15 protein-coding genes and 1 tRNA gene are annotated in these 17,379 nt (G+C 63.6%); 9 read left to right on the forward strand and 7 right to left on the reverse strand.

Annotation, left to right across the window (positions count from 1 at the left end):
• Window positions 1–54 precede the first annotated feature (54 nt).
• Entirely contained in the window at window positions 55–381 is a 327-nt protein-coding gene (locus tag SH412_RS02715) for a PilZ domain-containing protein (protein ID WP_336521971.1), read from the reverse strand.
• Window positions 382–585: 204 nt separating this feature from the next.
• Window positions 586–1,872, reverse strand: a complete 1,287-nt coding sequence (locus SH412_RS02720; RefSeq protein WP_336521972.1) for an LPXTG cell wall anchor domain-containing protein — start codon at window positions 1,870–1,872, stop codon at window positions 586–588.
• 267 nt (window positions 1,873–2,139) lie between these two features.
• Here SH412_RS02720 and SH412_RS02725 point away from each other — a divergent pair, with 267 nt between their 5' ends.
• The 5 genes from SH412_RS02725 (at window position 2,140) to SH412_RS02745 (ending at window position 4,432) form a co-directional block, all read left to right on the forward strand.
• Window positions 2,140–2,598 carry a hypothetical protein gene (locus SH412_RS02725; protein WP_336521973.1) on the forward strand — a complete coding sequence of 153 codons (459 nt, stop codon included), beginning with the start codon at window positions 2,140–2,142 and terminating at the stop codon, window positions 2,596–2,598.
• 16 nt (window positions 2,599–2,614) lie between these two features.
• Window positions 2,615–2,914, forward strand: a complete 300-nt coding sequence (locus SH412_RS02730) for a hypothetical protein (RefSeq protein ID WP_336521974.1) — start codon at window positions 2,615–2,617, stop codon at window positions 2,912–2,914.
• A 194-nt stretch (window positions 2,915–3,108) separates the two neighbouring features.
• The gene (locus SH412_RS02735; RefSeq protein WP_336521975.1) at window positions 3,109–3,768 is read left to right on the forward strand and encodes a hypothetical protein; all 660 of its coding nucleotides are present in this window, start codon (window positions 3,109–3,111) and stop codon (window positions 3,766–3,768) included.
• Between the two features lie 188 nt (window positions 3,769–3,956).
• Window positions 3,957–4,136 carry a hypothetical protein gene (locus SH412_RS02740; protein ID WP_336521976.1) on the forward strand — a complete coding sequence of 60 codons (180 nt, stop codon included), beginning with the start codon at window positions 3,957–3,959 and terminating at the stop codon, window positions 4,134–4,136.
• Window positions 4,133–4,432, forward strand: coding sequence for a hypothetical protein (locus SH412_RS02745; protein ID WP_336521977.1), 300 nt, complete (start codon window positions 4,133–4,135; stop codon window positions 4,430–4,432). The genes SH412_RS02740 and SH412_RS02745 overlap by 4 nt, the downstream gene beginning before the upstream one ends.
• Before the next feature lie 151 nt (window positions 4,433–4,583).
• On the opposite strand, the gene SH412_RS02750 is transcribed toward SH412_RS02745, so the two are convergent.
• Complete coding sequence (locus SH412_RS02750; RefSeq protein ID WP_336521978.1) at window positions 4,584–5,981, reverse strand: DUF1501 domain-containing protein; 1,398 nt, start codon at window positions 5,979–5,981, stop codon at window positions 4,584–4,586.
• A gap of 352 nt (window positions 5,982–6,333) precedes the next feature.
• Here SH412_RS02750 and SH412_RS02755 point away from each other — a divergent pair, with 352 nt between their 5' ends.
• From SH412_RS02755 to SH412_RS02765, 3 genes are read left to right on the forward strand one after another with little or no spacing between them, the layout of a single operon-like run.
• The gene (locus SH412_RS02755; protein WP_336521979.1) at window positions 6,334–7,290 is read left to right on the forward strand and encodes a phosphotriesterase family protein; all 957 of its coding nucleotides are present in this window, start codon (window positions 6,334–6,336) and stop codon (window positions 7,288–7,290) included.
• Window positions 7,280–8,491, forward strand: coding sequence for an aminotransferase class V-fold PLP-dependent enzyme (locus SH412_RS02760; protein WP_336521980.1), 1,212 nt, complete (start codon window positions 7,280–7,282; stop codon window positions 8,489–8,491). The genes SH412_RS02755 and SH412_RS02760 overlap by 11 nt, the downstream gene beginning before the upstream one ends.
• A gap of 19 nt (window positions 8,492–8,510) precedes the next feature.
• Window positions 8,511–8,819, forward strand: a complete 309-nt coding sequence (locus SH412_RS02765; RefSeq protein WP_336521981.1) for a hypothetical protein — start codon at window positions 8,511–8,513, stop codon at window positions 8,817–8,819.
• 178 nt (window positions 8,820–8,997) lie between these two features.
• Here the strand turns inward: SH412_RS02765 and SH412_RS02770 are convergent.
• From SH412_RS02770 to SH412_RS02785, 4 genes are all read right to left on the reverse strand, one after another.
• Window positions 8,998–9,070 (reverse strand) — tRNA-Ala (locus SH412_RS02770).
• 133 nt (window positions 9,071–9,203) lie between these two features.
• Window positions 9,204–10,916 carry an Nramp family divalent metal transporter gene (locus SH412_RS02775; RefSeq protein ID WP_336521982.1) on the reverse strand — a complete coding sequence of 571 codons (1,713 nt, stop codon included), beginning with the start codon at window positions 10,914–10,916 and terminating at the stop codon, window positions 9,204–9,206.
• Window positions 10,917–11,221: 305 nt separating this feature from the next.
• The gene (locus SH412_RS02780; protein WP_336521983.1) at window positions 11,222–12,709 is read right to left on the reverse strand and encodes a DUF1501 domain-containing protein; all 1,488 of its coding nucleotides are present in this window, start codon (window positions 12,707–12,709) and stop codon (window positions 11,222–11,224) included.
• 178 nt (window positions 12,710–12,887) lie between these two features.
• Window positions 12,888–15,620: a PSD1 and planctomycete cytochrome C domain-containing protein gene (locus SH412_RS02785; protein ID WP_336521984.1), complete on the reverse strand. Its 2,733-nt coding sequence runs from the start codon at window positions 15,618–15,620 to the stop codon at window positions 12,888–12,890.
• A gap of 351 nt (window positions 15,621–15,971) precedes the next feature.
• Here SH412_RS02785 and SH412_RS02790 point away from each other — a divergent pair, with 351 nt between their 5' ends.
• A complete protein-coding gene (locus SH412_RS02790; protein WP_336521985.1) occupies window positions 15,972–17,309 on the forward strand; it encodes a tetratricopeptide repeat protein in 1,338 nt (445 codons plus the stop codon).
• Window positions 17,310–17,379: the final 70 nt, after the last annotated feature.

Consider the following 17,379-nt stretch of genomic DNA (forward strand, 5'->3'; position numbering starts at 1 on the left):
GTGGTGGAATAGATTGTGATTTAAGGACTTAGGGTCCGTTCCGGGACGAGTCTTTCAGGCTCCGGCTTCCGGCCGACCCATGAACCGGCCGCCACTGAAGAACATGCCGTTATCGCAGGGGGAGCACCATTCGATGGCGACCTGGTAGGTGTACTCGCGGGTTTCGCTGGCGAGTTTGACGGTGACTTCTCCGAGGGAGACGGCGCCTTTGTGAAACAGGCCGATGCCGTGCCGGCTGATTTCGCGGGTCATGGCGGAGATGGTGTTGCCGCGCTGGGTCCGGATTTCGGCCGGAACGGACAGTTCAATCCGTTCGAACGTCCGTTGATTGGTGTAGTCGTTTTTTTCCAGACTTTCCAGCACCGACCGCAGATCGTGCATGGTAGGCCGGCTCCAAGGGTCGTCCGTCGCCATTGCATCAAGCCTTCAGAGAGTCTTCCGCCGGATCGTTCGTGCGCTGCGCCCGAAATCTCAGTACGACTCTACGTTATGTTTTTCGGGCGAGAGTCGGGTTCGGCTGCGGCGGGGCGGAATTCCGGCGACGCTGCGCGGGACTTGGCCGCCCGAAGCGGTTGACTCGCCGGGCTATGCCGATCGACGGCGGCGGCTGGCGAAGATCCACCCGCCGGCTGCGAGCGCCAGAAGGCCGAGCACACCGATGAGAATCGCGGTGACTGGACCGGTTGAAGCGTCGGGGCGTGTTCCGGTTTCCATCAGGGACGGCCAGGTCCAGGACATCGAAATCGGTTTGCCGATTTTTCCGGTCGGACCTGGGGCAGCGATCGCCGCGGGGCGTTCGGTATGCGTCCCGGAGCTGCGAGCGCTGTCGGTTTCCTGGGCTCGAAATCGTTCTCGAACGGCGGCGACGCCGGCGAGGTCGCGAGGGACCTGCCGGACCGGTTCGACGCGGGCGATGAGCTCGACTCCGGGCTCGGCCGGCAGCGGTTCCGCCGGCGCGGAGGAACCGGTAGCAACTTGTGCAGGTTCCCGTTGCGGCTGGGCGTCCGAGGTGAAGGTGCCCTGATTGGCCCGCATGACGGCGTTGGCGGCGATGAGCGCGGGGGGGGGCGAAGCGTCGGGGGTTTTGGAGGCTGTTGCGTCGGGAGCCAGACCTTCAGGAACTGTCGCCTGGCCGGTGTGGGAGGTTTTGACGATTTCGGGTTCTGCGGAGGGGGCTGTGGTCTGCTGCTGAGCCAGGAAGGCGATGACATCGACGGGCCGCTGGGCGTCGGGGGCGAATTCCAATTGCGATTCTTCGGCCATCTGTCGGGCGAGCTGGGCCAGGTGACTGGCCTGGTGGAGCTCGCCCTCCTCTGCGAGCGACCGGCTGCGGGAGAGGAGGCTGTCGACGCGCAGCCGGACCTGGTCCTGCCCCGGGCGTGCCTCTGCCGCTGGATCCGGCTTCCCCTCAAAGCCGAGCGTGAGAGCGTTGCGGAGCCGCTGGAGACTGGGGGGGTTGAGCATTGCGAGGGTGGATTCGGGTTTCACGTCGCCGGCGGCGACGGCGGTCGAATCGGGTTCCGCCGTGGGGTCTGGGTCGGCGCCTGGGTCTGGCGGGGCCGCCGGGGTCGGGCGCGGGCGGGTGACAAAGAGGTTCCAGTTTCGCGAGGGTTCTTCGATTGGAGCGGTTGCGGGGAGTTGATTCGGAACTTCTTGACTGGAAAGAGGTTCCGCGTCGGGGATGTTGGCGGAAACGCGCGGTTCGGGGGGGACTTCGGCGGGCTTGGCCGACCACTGACGGGGGGTGACCGAGTTCCAGAAGGAGTTGAGGGACTGTCGGGAGGCGTGTGCGCACCCGCAGAACAAGCCGGAGATGCCGGCTGCGATCAACAGACCCATCGTCGACCGCCGGAATCCGGTTCGGTCTGCCACTCGGTCCTTCACTCCATCATCCCTGACGGGCTGCCCTGCTGAAGCCAGGGCGCAGGTGTTTCGAGAAGAGATCGGCAGGCGGATTGGGGGAGCATGAGCCGGGATCTGGAAAGTGCGGCGTAACATCAATACACAAAATGTGTTACGGAGATTTCAGCATTCTTTGGACTTTGGGGTGGGTGAGGCCGCGGTTTGCGGAGGACGGGTGGCTGGGGGCGTGTTGAAGAATTGGAGACAGACAGGAATGTCTGTCCTGACGAGAATTCATTGCGTTCGAGTTCGGTGATTGAGACCAAACTGGAAGACTTCGGCCGTCGACTGGCTCCCGGCACGCGGCCCGGCGTCGACTACCACGTGCCGCCGCAGGGGAAATGGCCGGTCCGTGTGGGGCAGATGATTTCGAACGCCTGGATCACCCGCACGATCAACGGGTTCCTGACGTCGATGGGGAGCCGGGGGGCGTGGACCCTGTTCCAGGGGGAGAACTCGGAGACGCACCGCTGCTTCGCCGATCACATCACCGCGGAGTCGTCGACCGACTGGATGGACAAGAAGACCGGCCAGACGCACCGCATCTGGACGCCCAAGCCCGACCACCCGGACAACCACTGGCTCGACGCGACCAAGATGGCTGCCCTGGGCTGCTTCGAGCTGGGCTGCAAACTCGCCTACGTCGAAAAGCGGGACACGACGAAAAAGAAGGCCCCGCGGGTGTCGTACCACTGAGCAAGGATGCTTTCCCATGACCAAGCCCAAGAACGTCAGGCCGACGACCGAGCCGCAGACCGAGAAGAAGCCGATCGGGCGGCCGCCGGGGAGTCCGAATGTGCGGGAAACGGCCGTTGCGGTTCCGTCCCGCTGCAACGCCTGCGGATCGACCGAACGAGAGCCGTACCTCGATCGAAACGACTTGGAGTTCGCGGGAGTCGACTCCGGGGGAAAGGCTTTTACGCACATCGTCCGGCGGCGCGTGCGGTGTGCAGGCTGTGGGCAGATGCGAATTGACGTGACGCGGGAAAACCGGGTGCCCCCGAGCCGGTGAGCGAATCGCCGGCAAGTACTGGCGGCTCGCTCAATTAAGTGCTAGTTTCTTGAGCTGCGTTCGTCTGGTCGCCGACCAAGACGGAGGCGTAGCAAGTCGATGACAAATCGCTACGTCTCGGCAGTAATGGTACCCCGACGATTGCGGGGCGGCCCTTCCTTGACTCTCACGACAACTTTCAGAGAGTGATTTTAATGTCTGACTCGCGCCAGCGTGCAAAGGCACAACTTCAGGAGAACATTCACCGATTGTCGTGCGTTCTCCAGAATCTGCCAGACTTCAAACACGCGACGACGTGCCACCTCGCGGAAGTTGCATTGATGTGGGGGATGGCGGCACTTGCAGAAGACGAAGACCAAAGCGTCTGCAGCAGACGCTTCTTCGCACTCTCAGATCGTATGTTCGCGTCAACCTTCGAGGCGTTGCAACTACTTGATGAGGCATCGAGAAATGAGCTGGCCGACCGAGCAGACATCACTCAACGAGAACTCGATCAACAAGTGTGCCAGATAGCCAATCGAAGCGTTCAGGCACTGTCCTTGTTTCCCGAAGAATACAACCGGCGAGTCGTTTTCGACGCAATGTACGACGTACTTTCGAACTTCTTGCCGCATATTCGTTTGGCCGATCTTACTGAGTTGATCACTCGATGCCTGAACATGAACTTGGCCTGTGATTTCGTTAGGTTTGGGACAATTGAAGAGAATGAATGCAATTCGAAGATCAAAGACTTGTACTTGAGTATCAACCGCATTTTAGAGGAGATCGCCGAACGAGTGTCGTCTGGACAGTTAATTATCGCTGACGGCGAACTCGTTGATCCAAACGCAGATATGGGCAGCGGAGATGTCTAACGCGGACAAGAGTGAATAGTGCCCGTTCCGTGCGCCGTGCGGAGACATTCGTTGATGAAATAGCCGAACCTCGGCTATTTTCTCCGTTCCCCACCCCGAACAGCCCTTCCCGGCCTCGTCTACCAGCACGAACCTGAATCGCGTCCCTTGCCTGCAGGAAGGTCGCGAGGCCCGCATTCGCCGTCGAGGTGGCGGCTCAGCTCGAAACGCTGCTGCGTGAGAACGTCGGCGTCCAGACCGTCACGTTCGGCGGCCAGACCGTTAGTTACGCCGACTTGCAGCAGCAGTACCAGCGATGGAAGGCGCAGGCCGCCCGCGAAACCGGCAAACGGCCGTTCATCCGGTCCCTCACGATGGAGGGACCATGAACGCGTCCGGTCTCTGGCAGAGTGCCGCTGGGCTGTTCGACGCCGGCCTGCGTCAGGCGAGGCAGGCGTTCGGCTATGACGCCGTCGACACGGGCGAGGGGAAACGCCGCGCCCCATCCGGCGTCACTCGCAGCGAGGACGACGAGCTGCCGGTGCAGAAGCGGCGGAAGCTCCTCTCGCAGACCCGCGACCTGGCCCGCAACTTCGCGCTGCTCGGCTGGGGATGTGTCATCGGGTTTGCGGACGACGGAATCATGGGCTGCGATTGTGAGGCGTTGTCTGTTCTCCGTGGATAATACTCTGACAGGTTTGAAGACCCTCACCTTGGCCCTCTCCCGCTGAAGACAGCGGGAGAGGGGACAGGAGGATGAAGAGACGAAAAGACGGATTGTTGCAGCAGCGATGCTGGTGATTTCGCTCCATCCGTTTCGACGGACGGAATGCCTTTCAGAGCAACGCCGAGATCGGCTCGCCGTCGCAGATCGTGTAGGGGCGGCCTTCGAGGTCGTGGATCTCGCGGGACGGATCGAGGCCGCAGGCCTGGCAGATCGTGGCCAGGTAATCTCCGGGGGTCGCCGCGTTGTCCTTGACGTACGCCGCCTGACTGTCGCTCGCGCCGTACACCGTTCCGCCGCGAATGCCGCCGCCGGCGAGGACCGCCGAGTAGCAGAACGGCCAGTGGTCGCGTCCGTTGTTGCCGTTGATCTTCGGGGTGCGGCCGAATTCCCCGGCGCAGGCGACGAGCGTCTCGTCCAGGAGGCCGCGTTGAGCGAGGTCTTCCAGCAACGCCGAGAACGCCTGGTCGAACGCCGGCAGGCAATAGTCCGCTTTCAGCATGCCGTAACCGGTTTGGCCGTGCTCCAGATCGTTGAGTCCGCCATGCGCATCCCACACGTTGTAAACCTTGGCGGCGGGCGTGATAAACATCCAGTTGACGGTCACCAGTCGGATGCCGGCTTCGACGAGCCGCCGCGCGGTGAGAAAACTCTCGCCATATTCGTTGCGGCCGTAGCGGTCGCGAACTGCGGCAGGCTCCAGCTCAAGGTTCAAGGCGTTCTTGACGGCCGCCGAGTGCAGCAGCCGGTAGGCGGTTTCGTAGACGCTGTCGAAGGCCCGGGTTTCCCCCGACTTCTGCATGGCGCGATCCGCCGAATCCAGCAGGTCACGCAGCCCGCGCCGCGCCTGCAGCCGGGCCATGGAAACATCGTCGGGCAACGCTAACGGAATGGTCGGAGCATCGGAACGCGGTCCGACCTGCACATGATTGTAGACCTGCCCCAGTTCGACGGGATCGTGAGGCGAACCCAGGAAACCGGAATGAGTCCCGGCGTAGTACACTCCGTCGTGCGCGACGGGCCGCGGAATCGAGAAGCTGGCAGGCAGCGGCGATTGGTCACCCAGATACGAAAACATCGAGCCGATCGACGGAAAGTCGGTGCGCTGCCGGGCGTTTGCAGGAAACGTCCGCGGGGGAACCATCGCCCGACCGGTCATCGCGTGATAGACCGAGACGCCGTGATCGGTCGCGGTGTGTGTCAGCGAACGGACGATCGCGAGCTTGTCGGCGTGTCTGGCGATCTGCGGCATCTGATCGCTGAGCGTGATCCCCGGAGCGGATGTCGCAATGGGCTGAAACGGACTGCGGACGCCTGCGGACGCCTCGGGCTTGATGTCCCACATGTCCTGCTGCGGCTGACCGCCCCACATGAACAGGAAGATGCAGGACCGGGCCGATTTTCTGGCCGGAGCAACCATCGACTGCTCCATCGCCATCAATTGCGTCAGCGAGAACGCACCGCCTGCGGCCGACCCCAATCGAAGCATGGCGTCACGACGGTGGAGCATCTCGTCTGGCCCTTGAAATTCCAGGATGACCCGCGGCCTGAGTCTACCACAGAATCCGTAAATCAAATACTGATCGGTCGCTGCGCCCTGAGGTAAGCACTGCATCATTGGACTGGCCGGATGTTCTGGTCGCGAAACGTACGGACCCTTGAGACCCGATCCTGCCTCCGATGAGCCTTTGCGTCGTGTGGCATGGAAAGTCGCAACGACTCGAATGCGTCGACAATGACACTGCGTCGAAAGTGAATCTCGTAAGACGGAATCACGCCACAATTCAAGTTCCGGCTATACTGTGCGGCCTCGAATGCTGCTGTCTGGCGGCTCGGTTGAGACCCTGGCAGGAACGCAGGCAATGAGCGACGACGGCAATGCTCGGGAAGTCATCACCGTTCTCGGCGCGATGCGACCCGAGGAGCTGGGCGTGACGTACACGCACGAGCATCTGTTTCTCGATGCGATGGATCATTACGCCAGTTACGGATACCAGCTCGTCATTGACGATGAAGACGTGATGGCCCGGGAAATCGAAGAGTTTACCAGCCGGGGCGGGCAGACCATCTGCGACGTCACCCTGGACGAGATCGGTCGCGATCCGGAACGGCTTGTGCGCTTTGCTCGACGCACGGGAATCAACATCCTCATGGGCTGCGGCTGGTATCGCGATTTCGGCTATCCGCCGATCGTCGAGGAGAAGACCAGCCGCGAACTGGCCGACGTGCTCGTGAAGGAGATCGAGATTGGCGTGGGAGAGACCGGCATCCGGGCGGGGTTCATCGGCGAGATCGGCACGGGACGGCATCACGTCAAGCCGGCCGAGGAGCGCGTCTTCCGCGCGGCGGCGCTCGCGCAGGCGCGGACGGATGTTGCAATTACGACGCACACGACCCGCTGGGGGACGCTGGCCATGGAGCAGATCGCCATGCTGGAGGAGTTCGGGGCGGATCTGTCGCGCGTGATTATCGGTCACCTCGGCGACCGGGTCGGCGTGCATCATCTCCTGCCAATCGCCGCGAAGGGCGTTTACCTGGAGATCGACAACATCGGCTATCTGGATTATCAACCGGAGTACGTCCGCGCCGATAACGCCGCCGCGCTGGTCAAGGAAGGCTTCGTCGACCGGGTTCTGCTTTCGGAAGACATCTGCATGTTGAATCACCTCAAGTACACGGGCGGAAAAGGCTACGGGTATCTGCTGGAGGTGTTCGTGCCGATGCTGCGCGAGCGAGGGGTCACGGACGAGCAGATTCATCAGATCATGGTCGTCAACCCGGCCCGGGCCTTTTCGCGGAGCTGTCGCAATGCCGTCTGAGTTTATCGAGCGCAGCGGTCTCCGACCGATCATCAATTGCGTCGGCTATGCGACTCGCGTGAGCGGCAGTTGCCCGCATCCCGACGTCGTCGCGGCCATGAGCGCCGCCAGCTCGCAGTACTTCGAAATCGACGATCTGCTGACGGCGGCGAGCCGATTGATTCAGCATTCCACCGGCGCCGAAGCGGGCATTGTGACCTGCGGAGCTGGTGCGGCGCTGTCGCTGGCCGCGGCCGCGTGCCTCGCCGGAAATCGTCCCGAGATCATGGATCAACTGCCGGATGTCTCCGGATGTGCTCGCAGCGAGATCATTTTTCCCAGGCCGGGGCCGTTCGACTACGACCATTCTCTGCGGCTCGCCGGCGCAAAGCTGGTGCTGATCGACTATCGGGCGGTCGACGCACTGCGGCAGATCGAGCGGGCGATCACCCCGAAGACGGCGGCCATCGGCTACGTCTGGCTGCAGGTCGAGGAGCGTCCCGACATTGCGGAACTGGCCGCTCTGGCGCACCGGCATGACCTGCCCCTGATCGTCGACGCCGCCTGCGCCCTGCCGCCCATGGAGAATCTCACCTCCTTCAGTCGCCGCGGGGCGGATCTCGTGGCGTACAGCGGCGGGAAGCATCTCGGCGGTCCGCAGGCATCGGGAATTCTCTGCGGCCGCGAGGACCTGATCCGCAGCGCCTGGGTCCAGATGGTGGATATGGATGTGCGGGCGGGAACCTGGTCGCTCCAGCACTGGGTGGCCAGCGGCTGGATCGAGCGACCGCCCAGGCACGGCATCGGCCGTTCGATGAAAGTCAGCAAAGAGGCGATCGTCGGCGTCATGGCTGCGCTCCAGCGCTATGCCGAGCGGGACCATCAAGCCGAGCAGGGGGCCTGGCGGGCGGCGATCGACCAGATCTACGACGGACTGCGCGATCTGACCGAATTGCGTCTCACGCGGATGGAGCGGGGGCTCAATGGCCAGCCCTACCCCAATCTGCAGATTGAATCGGGTACAGGCCCCGCCGGGCTGACCGTCCGCAACTTGCAACTTGCGCTCTGCAGCCGCCCGCAGAAGGTCATCCTCGCCGAAGATGAACAGTCGCCGGATCGCGCCATCGTTTATCCGCAATGCCTGCGGTCGACCGATGCGGAGGAAATTGTCGCGGCGATTCTGCAGGTGGTCTCTGCCCATCGCGCGCGGTCCTCCGCATGATCCCCACAAAGGCCCGCTCTTGTCGGGGCCTGAATTCACAGGAACCGGCGTCGACGGAGCGGTCCGTCGGCTGGGGGAGACGTACGAAGTCCGGGGGGTGCCGGTCAACATGACCAGGTACGACACTGCTGCCGTTGACAGCGTGGCTATCTACGGCCAGGTGCAGCAGGCGTACAACCGCTTCGCGCAGCTCGTGTCGTTCTCTCAGGAGCAGAGGGGCCTTGTCGGAAAGTCGCCGACCGTGAGTCTCAGCGATGCGAACGGTTCTTCCGACATGGTCCGTCCGACGGGGATGGACGATTCCAGCGGTCGCGAACTGACCGAATGATCGCTCGACACAATCCAGGAAATGCCGGCCCTGCACGCGGATGCCGCAACACAGGCAGCGGGCAATCTTGAGGCCGATCTGGCGGACGCGCCGAAACGCGGATCGGCCGGCGACGCAAACCCCTGCAAACCAAGCGAAAAAGCCTTGTCTGCAGGGCTTGCAGACAAGGCTTTTCGAGTGGAGCGGAAGGGAGTCGAACCCTCGACCTCTGCATTGCGAACGCAGCGCTCTCCCAACTGAGCTACCGCCCCGGTTCGCGAAACATATCACAGCTCCGGACACCGCCCGACCCTGCGATGGTTCGCATTGTAGGGGGCGATTCTCCGGATGAAAAGTCAGAAAGTTCTTTGCGGAACCCGCCCCCGGTCCCGGCAGGCCCGATCCCTATTTGGCGACCTCGGCCTGCTGCAGGGCCTGGAATTCCTTGATGAGATCCGGTACCTGCTGCGTGGTGGAAATCACCGCAATTGTCGAGAAAAAGACACCCGCCAGCACCAGGCAGATCCGACGGCCCCAGCCGGGACGGAGCTCTTTCGGCAGCAGGATCGAGTTGATCACCACCACGTGGAAGCAACTGAAACCGAGGGCGTAGTTGTACAGAATGCCAGTTCCGATCACGAGGAGCCGGTCGCCCGGCACGACCGTCAGCATGACAAAGCCGAAAACCAGGTAGATGCAGAGGACCCCGAAGTAGAGCCGGCCGATGTGTCGCGTGTCCCATTTGCGCAGCCAGGGGACCGCGGTCCAGAAGACGTCAACCCAGCGGCGGAGGACGCCGTCGGCCGTGCTGGCCATGCTCGTGCCGAGGACCAGCAGTCCGCAGAACAGCGTCAGGTACCAGAACGTGTCGCCAAAGCTGGAGCCAAGCCTTCCACCAACAGCCTCCGAGACGCCGTCGGCGGTCATGCCCGCAGCCAGCCAGTTGTTGGTGAGGATTGTGCCGCGCGGCAGAAATTGCACGGAGAGCATGCTGGGCAGGGCGATTCCCAGGAAGCAGGCGGGCATCCACAGATACCATTGTTCCCGGGCGACGTGCTTCATCCAGCCTTTCCAGCGGTGGAGGGACTCGGCGTTGACGGGGAAGACCATGCCCACGTGCGACAGCTTGATCGCGTGACCGCCGACGATGCTGGGAATGGCGCCGACGTGCCGGCCCATGCCCCAGCCCTGATCGCGGGTGTAGTTGCTGATGGGGGTGTTGGTCAGACCGCCATTGCCGGAGATTGCCGCCATCGAGGCGAGGATGCCGACGACGGACAGATCGAAGACGCCGGGACCCGTGCCAAAGAAGAGCGAATTGATGCGGCCTTCGCGGGCTGCGAGGAAGACATTGTCGATCGCTTTTCCGCCGGCTTCCGGCGGGATGACGGGGACATTTCCGAACTTGATGAAGCCGGAGAAAATCTCGGTCCAGGTGTCCCACGAGGAGAAGAAGATTGCCAGGAAGGCGAGGAAGCCCATCACGGTGATGAGCTTGAAGGTCATGACGACCTTCATGGAGTTATAAACCTTGCCGCCGACGCTCAAGGGAATGAAGACGGATGCGAAGATCGCGCACGACAGGACTTTCAACAGCCCGCGATCGGTGAGTCCGGTTCCGAGCAGGTTCCAGGTTTCGGCGGTCGAACTGGGATCGGGGATGCGTTTGAGGAGCATGGCCGCGGCGGGGACCGCCGCGTTCGACGCGAGATAAGGGAGCACGGAGCCCAGGTCGAGGAGCAGATACACGAGAACCCAGACCATCGGGCCGGGGAATGTCCGGAATTTTCCGGTGAAGATGGGTTCGCCCGAATAGAGGGCGTACCGGCTGATCTCGATGTTATAGATCACCTGGCCGAGAATGCTCAGCGTGCAGAGCCAGAGGAGGCTGCCGCCGAAGCGGGCGGTCACCAGGGGACCGGTGAGCCATTCGCCGCCGCCGATCGCCGACGCTCCGAGCACGAGGCCGGGGCCGAGCATCATGGCCAGATTGCGTCCGGTGAAAATCGGGGCAGTCGGCAGTTCGCCGCCATCCCAGCGGGGCATCTGTTTCGAACCAGGATGCGGCGGAACAAAACCGGCTGGCGAATCGGTCAGCGGGCGGTCGCTGGGTTCCATGAAGCGGCCAATCTGCGGGAGTTGTGAAAATCGTGTTGCAAAGGAACGCCCGATGGTATTCGCAGACCGGACCAGATGCGAGTCTCTTTATCTGTTCTCTCGTGAAGCGGACGGCGAAAAACGGGAGAACTGATGCGATCCGAAGAGACGGAATTCTGACGAGAAAATAAGATGTCTCGTAGAGACGCAGAGGGGAACGCAATGGCCGCGGACAAGGGATGTGTCCACAGACGGCCGGGCGCGCCCGGCCCTGCTTCGGAGGGCATTTTCTCTGGCTCTGGATTCTCGTCTCTCGACTGAACCGCCTACGCGATGATCGCCTCGATCGGCTTGCCGTGATCGATTTCGAGTCTTTTGCGGCCGGGGACTTCGAGGCGATGGGAGTCGAGGCCGAGCTGGTGCAGGACGGTGGCGTGGAGGTCGGTGACGTAGTGGCGGTCTTCGACAGCGTGGAAGCCGATGGGGTCGGTCTGGCCGTGGGCGAGGCCTCCCTTGATGCCGCCGCCGGCGAGCCAGACGGAGAAACCGAACGGGTGATGATCCCGGCCGTCACTCCCCTGGGCGCCAGGGGTCCGGCCGAACTCGGTTCCCCAGACGACGATGGTGTCTTCGAGCAGGCCGCGCTGTTTCAAGTCGCCCAGGAGGGCTCCGATCGGCTGGTCGACCTGCTGGCAGAGTTTGGAGTGGCCGTTCTTGAGGTTGCCGTGAGCATCCCAGGCGCCGGCTCCGCCGTTGCTGCCGTGGAAGATCTGGATGAAGCGCACGCCGCGTTCGACCATCCGGCGTGCCGCCAGGCACTGCCGACCGAATTCTTTGGTCGTGGGATCGTTGAGGCCGTAGGCTTCCTGCGTGGCCTGAGTCTCGGCTTCGAACTGCATGAGGTCGGGGACGGAGGTCTGCATGCGGAAGGCGAGCTCGTAGCTGCGGATGCGGGCCAGCATGGCGGGATCGTCGGGGTATTCGATCTCGGCCAGGCCGTTCAGACGACGGAGCAGGTCGAACTCGGCCGCCTGCTCTTTCGCCGCCAGATCTTTGGGGCGGGCGGCGAAGGGGAGGGGATTGTTCGGGTCGACGTTGAGCTGCACGCCCGAGTGTTCGGGGCCGAGGTAATGGCTGCCGTGGGCGGCGTGTCCGCCGCAGCAGTCGGCGATGGGGGTGCCCATGACCATGAACTGCGGCAGATTCTCGTTGAGCGTCCCGAGCCCGTAATGGACCCAGCTCCCGACGGTCGGGAAGACGCCGTCGAGGTTGTGGCGGCCGGTATGGAACTGGAGCTGGGCGCCGTGGTTGTTATCGGTGGTCCACATGGAGCGGACGATGGCGAGGTCGTCGGCGTGCGCGGCGACGTGGGGCCACCAGTCGCTGATTTCAAGGCCGCTGTCGCCGTGCTTCCTGTAACCGACCTGCAGGGGATAGAGCTTGCTGCGAACGTGGCCGTTGGCGTCGTTGGGGACGACGACGCGGAGATTGTCCTTCAGCGCCGGCGAGACGAGACAATCCTTGTAGGAGGTCTCGCCGATTTCCTTGTTGGCATACTCTGTCAGGACCGGCTTGGGGTCGAACGATTCGACGTGGCTGGTGCCGCCGACCATGAACAGCCAGATGACGCTCTTCGCCCGGGGCTTGAAGTGGGGCCGGCCGTCGGGAAGTTCGTACTTACCGGTCTCTGAAGCTTGCCCGACTCGGTCCTGCTGCAGCAGGGAGCCGAGCGCCAGCCCAGTAAAGCCCATGCCGACGTCGGCGAGAAAGCCACGGCGGGGCGAGCGACCTGCGAATTGCGGGAATTTTTTCATGGAACTCCGCTCCAGATCGGGTGGCACGCCCAGAGACTTGGCGATGGGCGTGGAATTCAATTGCTGAAGGCACGCCCTTCGAAGACTCAGGGCGTGCCACCCGGCACTGTTTTTTTTGATTGGTTTTGGACGTTTGAGTTTGTTTCGGATTTCGTACTTCGAGTTTCGGATTTATCGTCTATCGAGCCGTCACAAAGTCGTTGTGGTTCATCAGAACATGCACGAGCTGACCGCGCAGCCGTTGCAGCTTGGATGGGTCTGCAGCCGACTGCAGAAATCCCCGGCTCGTGGCCAGTTCTTCGGAGGTCGGTTCCCGCCCGAGGACGGAGACGAATGCGCGACGGACGAATTCCGTCGGATCTTCGCCGGTCCGGCTGGCAATGTCCGCCGCGAGGGTCTTGGCCTGCGTCAGCGACAGCTCGCTGTTGACCAGCGCCAGCGCCTGCTGCGGGACGATGCTCGTGTTGCGGCGGTAGCATTCGCCGGGGCTGGCCGAGTCGAAGATCGACAGGAACTCCATCGACTTCTCCGGGGCGTGGCGGTAGTAAAGACTCCGGCGGTTCGTGGTCAGCCCTTTGTCCGCGGCGAGTTCTTCGCCTCCCATGCGACGATCGAGCTGACCGGCCGTCGCCAGGACGTTGTCGCGAATGACTTCCGCTTCGAGCCGTTGCGGCGTCATCCGCCAGTACCAGCGATTGTCCGGGTCGCGTTCGAGATTCGCAGACGGAGCGCCTGCGAGGGACGAATGCCGCTGGTAAGCATCGCTCGTGACGAGCTGGCGGTGCAGCCACTTCATGCTCCAGCCATGCCGCTGGAATTCCACCGCCAGCCAGTCGAGCAGTTCCGGATGGGTCGGATTCTGCCCGTTGTGGCCGAAGTCAAAGACCGAGCCGACCAGCGGCTCGCCGAAGTGACGCAGCCAGATGTGATTGACGGCGACGCGGGCGGTGAGGGGATTCGCCGGGTCGGTGATCCAGCGGGCGAGCGCCAGTCGACGGCCGGAACTGGTCGGCGGGTAGGACTCGGCGAGCGGGGTGTACTTGTCGTCGGCCTTGTGAGCGGCCTGCTGGGCCTCCCCGAGCTTCTTGCGGGCGGCATCGAGCGCCGCGACCGCCTGTTTGTAGGCCTTTTCCTTCTCGGCCTGCTTCTCCCTGGCGTTGCGCCAGGCGAGTTCCTGGATCAGTGCGGCCTGCTCGCTCTTCGCAACATCCGCTTCGGCCTGCCGCAGTCCCGCCTGGCGTTCGGCCGTTGCGGCGGCCGTTGCCAGTTCCTCCAGCGGCCTGGCCCGAGCAGGCGCGAACCGTGCCAGATCGGCGTCCCGCCGGGCGACGAGTGCGGCCAGTTGGGCTTCCGCGGCGGTCACCGCCTTCGCTGCGGCGGCCTGTTGCAGCTTCGCGGTTTCCCAGGCTTCGACAGCGGCCCGTCCCGCAGGGGCGGAGCCGCCGGGGGCTGAGGCGTCCGCGGGCAGATTCACAAACGGCAGGGCCGCTGCAGTTGCGGACTGAAGCTGCTGCTCGGCCGGGGCAATCTGCTGCCGGGCCTGTGCCAGCGCCGTTTCGGCGGAAGTCTGCGCTTCTCGCTGTATAAAGTCCTTCAAGCCCGGGAACCAGGCTTCGTTTGGGAGCGTGACCGGTTCGACGGCCAGCGGACGCCCCAGCAGAAATTCGGGGACCGCGGGAGACAGCGGCTTCTCTTTCACCGGGTACTTGTCGTTGCCGCGGACATAGAGATACGTGGGAGTCGTCAGGTCGGCATCGTAGACCCGCGTCAGGCCCCCGAGCGTGACGTTTGGCTGTCCCGGCAGACGATCGGTCCGCACTTTGTACGGCTCGAAGATTGCCCGGAATTCGTAATAGGCCTGCTGCGGGATCGGATCGTACATGTGGAAATGGCACTTGGCGCAGTTCAGCGTCAGCCCCAGAAATGCCTTGCCGGTATGTTCCACGGCGCTGTCCAGCCAGACGTCGCGGTTGAAGACGTAGTAGTTTCGCGCCAGGAAACCGGTCGCCCGCAGCGAGTCTTCGTTCAGCGGGTCGAGCTCATCGGCGGCCAGCATCTCCTGGATCATGCGGTCGTACGGTTTGTCGTCGTTGAGGGACTCGACGATCCAGTCCCGCCAGCGCCAGATGTGCCGGGCGCTGTTGCGCAGCTCGGCCTGGTAGCCGTACCAGTCGCTGTAGCGCCAGACATCCATCCAGTGCCGGCCCCAGCGCTCGCCGTACTCTGGACTGTCCAGAAGTCGATCGACGACTCGTTCGAGGGCGTCGGGGCTCTCGTCTGAGAGAAATGCGGCGACGTCGTCCGGACTCGGCGGCAATCCGACCAGATCCAGATGAACCCGTCGCAGCAGCACGGCCTTCGGGGCCGGTCCGACGGGCTGGAGCCCATGTTCCGCGAGCTTCGCACCCAGGTACGCGTCGATCGAGTTTCCATCACGGCTGGCGGGAGGAGTCTGCGGTCGCGGCGGCTGGAACGACCAGTGCTGACGCGGATCGGGGGGGGCTTCTTCGTCTGCGGCGACGGCTCCTGCGGCGACCCAGCGTTTGAGAATCTCGATTTCTTCTGTCGGCAGGGGTTCGGCTTCCGCCGGCATCCGTGAAACGTCCCCCAGGCCGAGGACTGCGGCGATCAGCAGACTGCCGTCGACCATTCCGGGGTTCACGCCCGGCCCCGTGTCGCCACCTTTGCGCAGGAACTGCACGGCATCCAGCCGCAGCCCCCCCTCCTGGCGGAGGGCTCCATGACAGGCGACGCAGCGCCGCTGCAGCAGGGGTTTGACGTCCTTCAGATAGTCGATTGTCGGTTCGTCCGCCGCCAGTCGAGGAGCCGAGAACCCGACAGCGACCGCGACGAGGAGCCACGGCATGGCGATTCGGCGACTGAAATTCTGGCTGGGGCGACGATGGCGCATGGGGCGGGGCTCCGGGGCTGGCCGGTTCAGGGTGGGACGGGCAGGGAAGCTGAGATTACCGCGCACCGCGACGGTTGTCATCAACCGTTGTCGATCTGTCGGCGTCCGAGCGGATGTCGGCGCGGCAGAACCTGCCGGACTCCGCGCGGAACGCCTCTGGAATTGTCAAAGCTGCAGTTCCCGCCGGTCGTTCCCTCTGGACTCGGAATTTTCCGGCAAATATGGTCTCGCACTCCCTTTCTCACTGAAGTCGAAAACTCCAACAGCAATGCCGTCCGCAAACTGTCGGAATTTCCAACAGATTGCGGCGAAGCCCGGAATTCTCCGGACATATGAGGAGCCTGCGGAGCCATGCAGAGCCAGTTCCGTTTCACACTTACCCGCTCGTCGTGGCGCTCGATCGGCCGGCTGGCGGTCCTCGCCCTGCTGGCCCTCACGGGCTGCCGGCATTCCTCCGGCTGGGTGATGAACAACTCCGGCGCGGGATACTACGCCAAGGGGAATTACGCCATGGCCCGGCACGAGTTCGCCCGGGCGATTCAGGCAAATCCCCACAATCCCGACTATCGCCACAATCTGGCGATGGCGATGCGACTGCAGGGCGAGTCGGCGGAGGCCGAGGAAGTTCTGCGCCACAACCTGACGATCGACCCGATGCACCAGCAGACATATCACTCGCTGGCGGTATTGCTGACCGAGTCGGGACGCCAGCCGGAGGCCGTCGATCTGCTGCAGTCGTGGGTCGACACGCAGCCGTACCTGCCTGAGGCGCATATTGAAATGGCCTGGATGGATCGTCAGCTCGGCAATCCCGCCGGGGCTGAGGAGCACCTGCAGCAGGCTCTGCAGATCCGCCGGAATCACCCGATCGCTCTTGCGCACATGGGTCAGCTCCGCCAGGATCAGGGGCAGGACCAGCAGGCGATCGCCTACTACGAAGAATCACTGAAGGTGAATCGTCGGCAGCCCCAGGTGGAATCTCGCCTGACGTCGCTGGCCGGCGACCCCCGTCAACGACACATGGCAAGTCGTCGACGCTCACAGGAAGCCTTCCCCGGCAGTCCCCTGGCCCACGATCCGCAACTGGCGATGTCGCTCGAAACGCCGCATGCCAATCCGAGGCCGCGCGACATCCGCCGTCACCGGAACTCCGACGCGGTGCAGACCGCCTATGCGCTGCCGACCTATGGATCTCCGTACGCCGAGACGACGATGGCCGGCCATCTCCCGGTGACCACCGCGTACGCTCCCGGCGGTATGATTACCATGGATCCCGGCGCGATGGCCATGCAGGGGCAGATCGTCAACGGCCAAATGATCTCCGGCCCGGTGATGACCAGCGGACCCGTCCCGCAAGGCCAATACCCGATGACAACCACGGTCGCTCCTACCCCGGACCCGGTGGCCGGGGCTGCCGCGGGGCCGCAGGTGGTGCTGCAGCCGCCCCAGTTCGTCTCGCAACCGCAGCCGTCAGTCAGTCAGCAGTCGACACCCTGGACGCCGACGGCTCCGTCGCCGGTTGCGATTCCAGCGCCGACATTGTCGTTCGCTCCGGAAGAGGCGGCCTATGCGCCGCCGGGCATGGCAGTTCCGCCGGCGAGTGGTCCATCACTGGGCGCCAACCCCGATCCGGCTCACACGGAGATGGAGCTGGACACGGTGGAACTGCCCGAGATCAATCCTTTCTGAGGCGGCGGGACGCCGTCAACTCTGCTCCTGTACGGCCCGTGGTCACCCCACGGGCCGTTCCATTGATGGG

The sequence above is a fragment of the Planctellipticum variicoloris genome, assembly GCF_030622045.1.
Taxonomy (GTDB): Bacteria; Planctomycetota; Planctomycetia; order Planctomycetales; family Planctomycetaceae; genus Planctellipticum; species Planctellipticum variicoloris.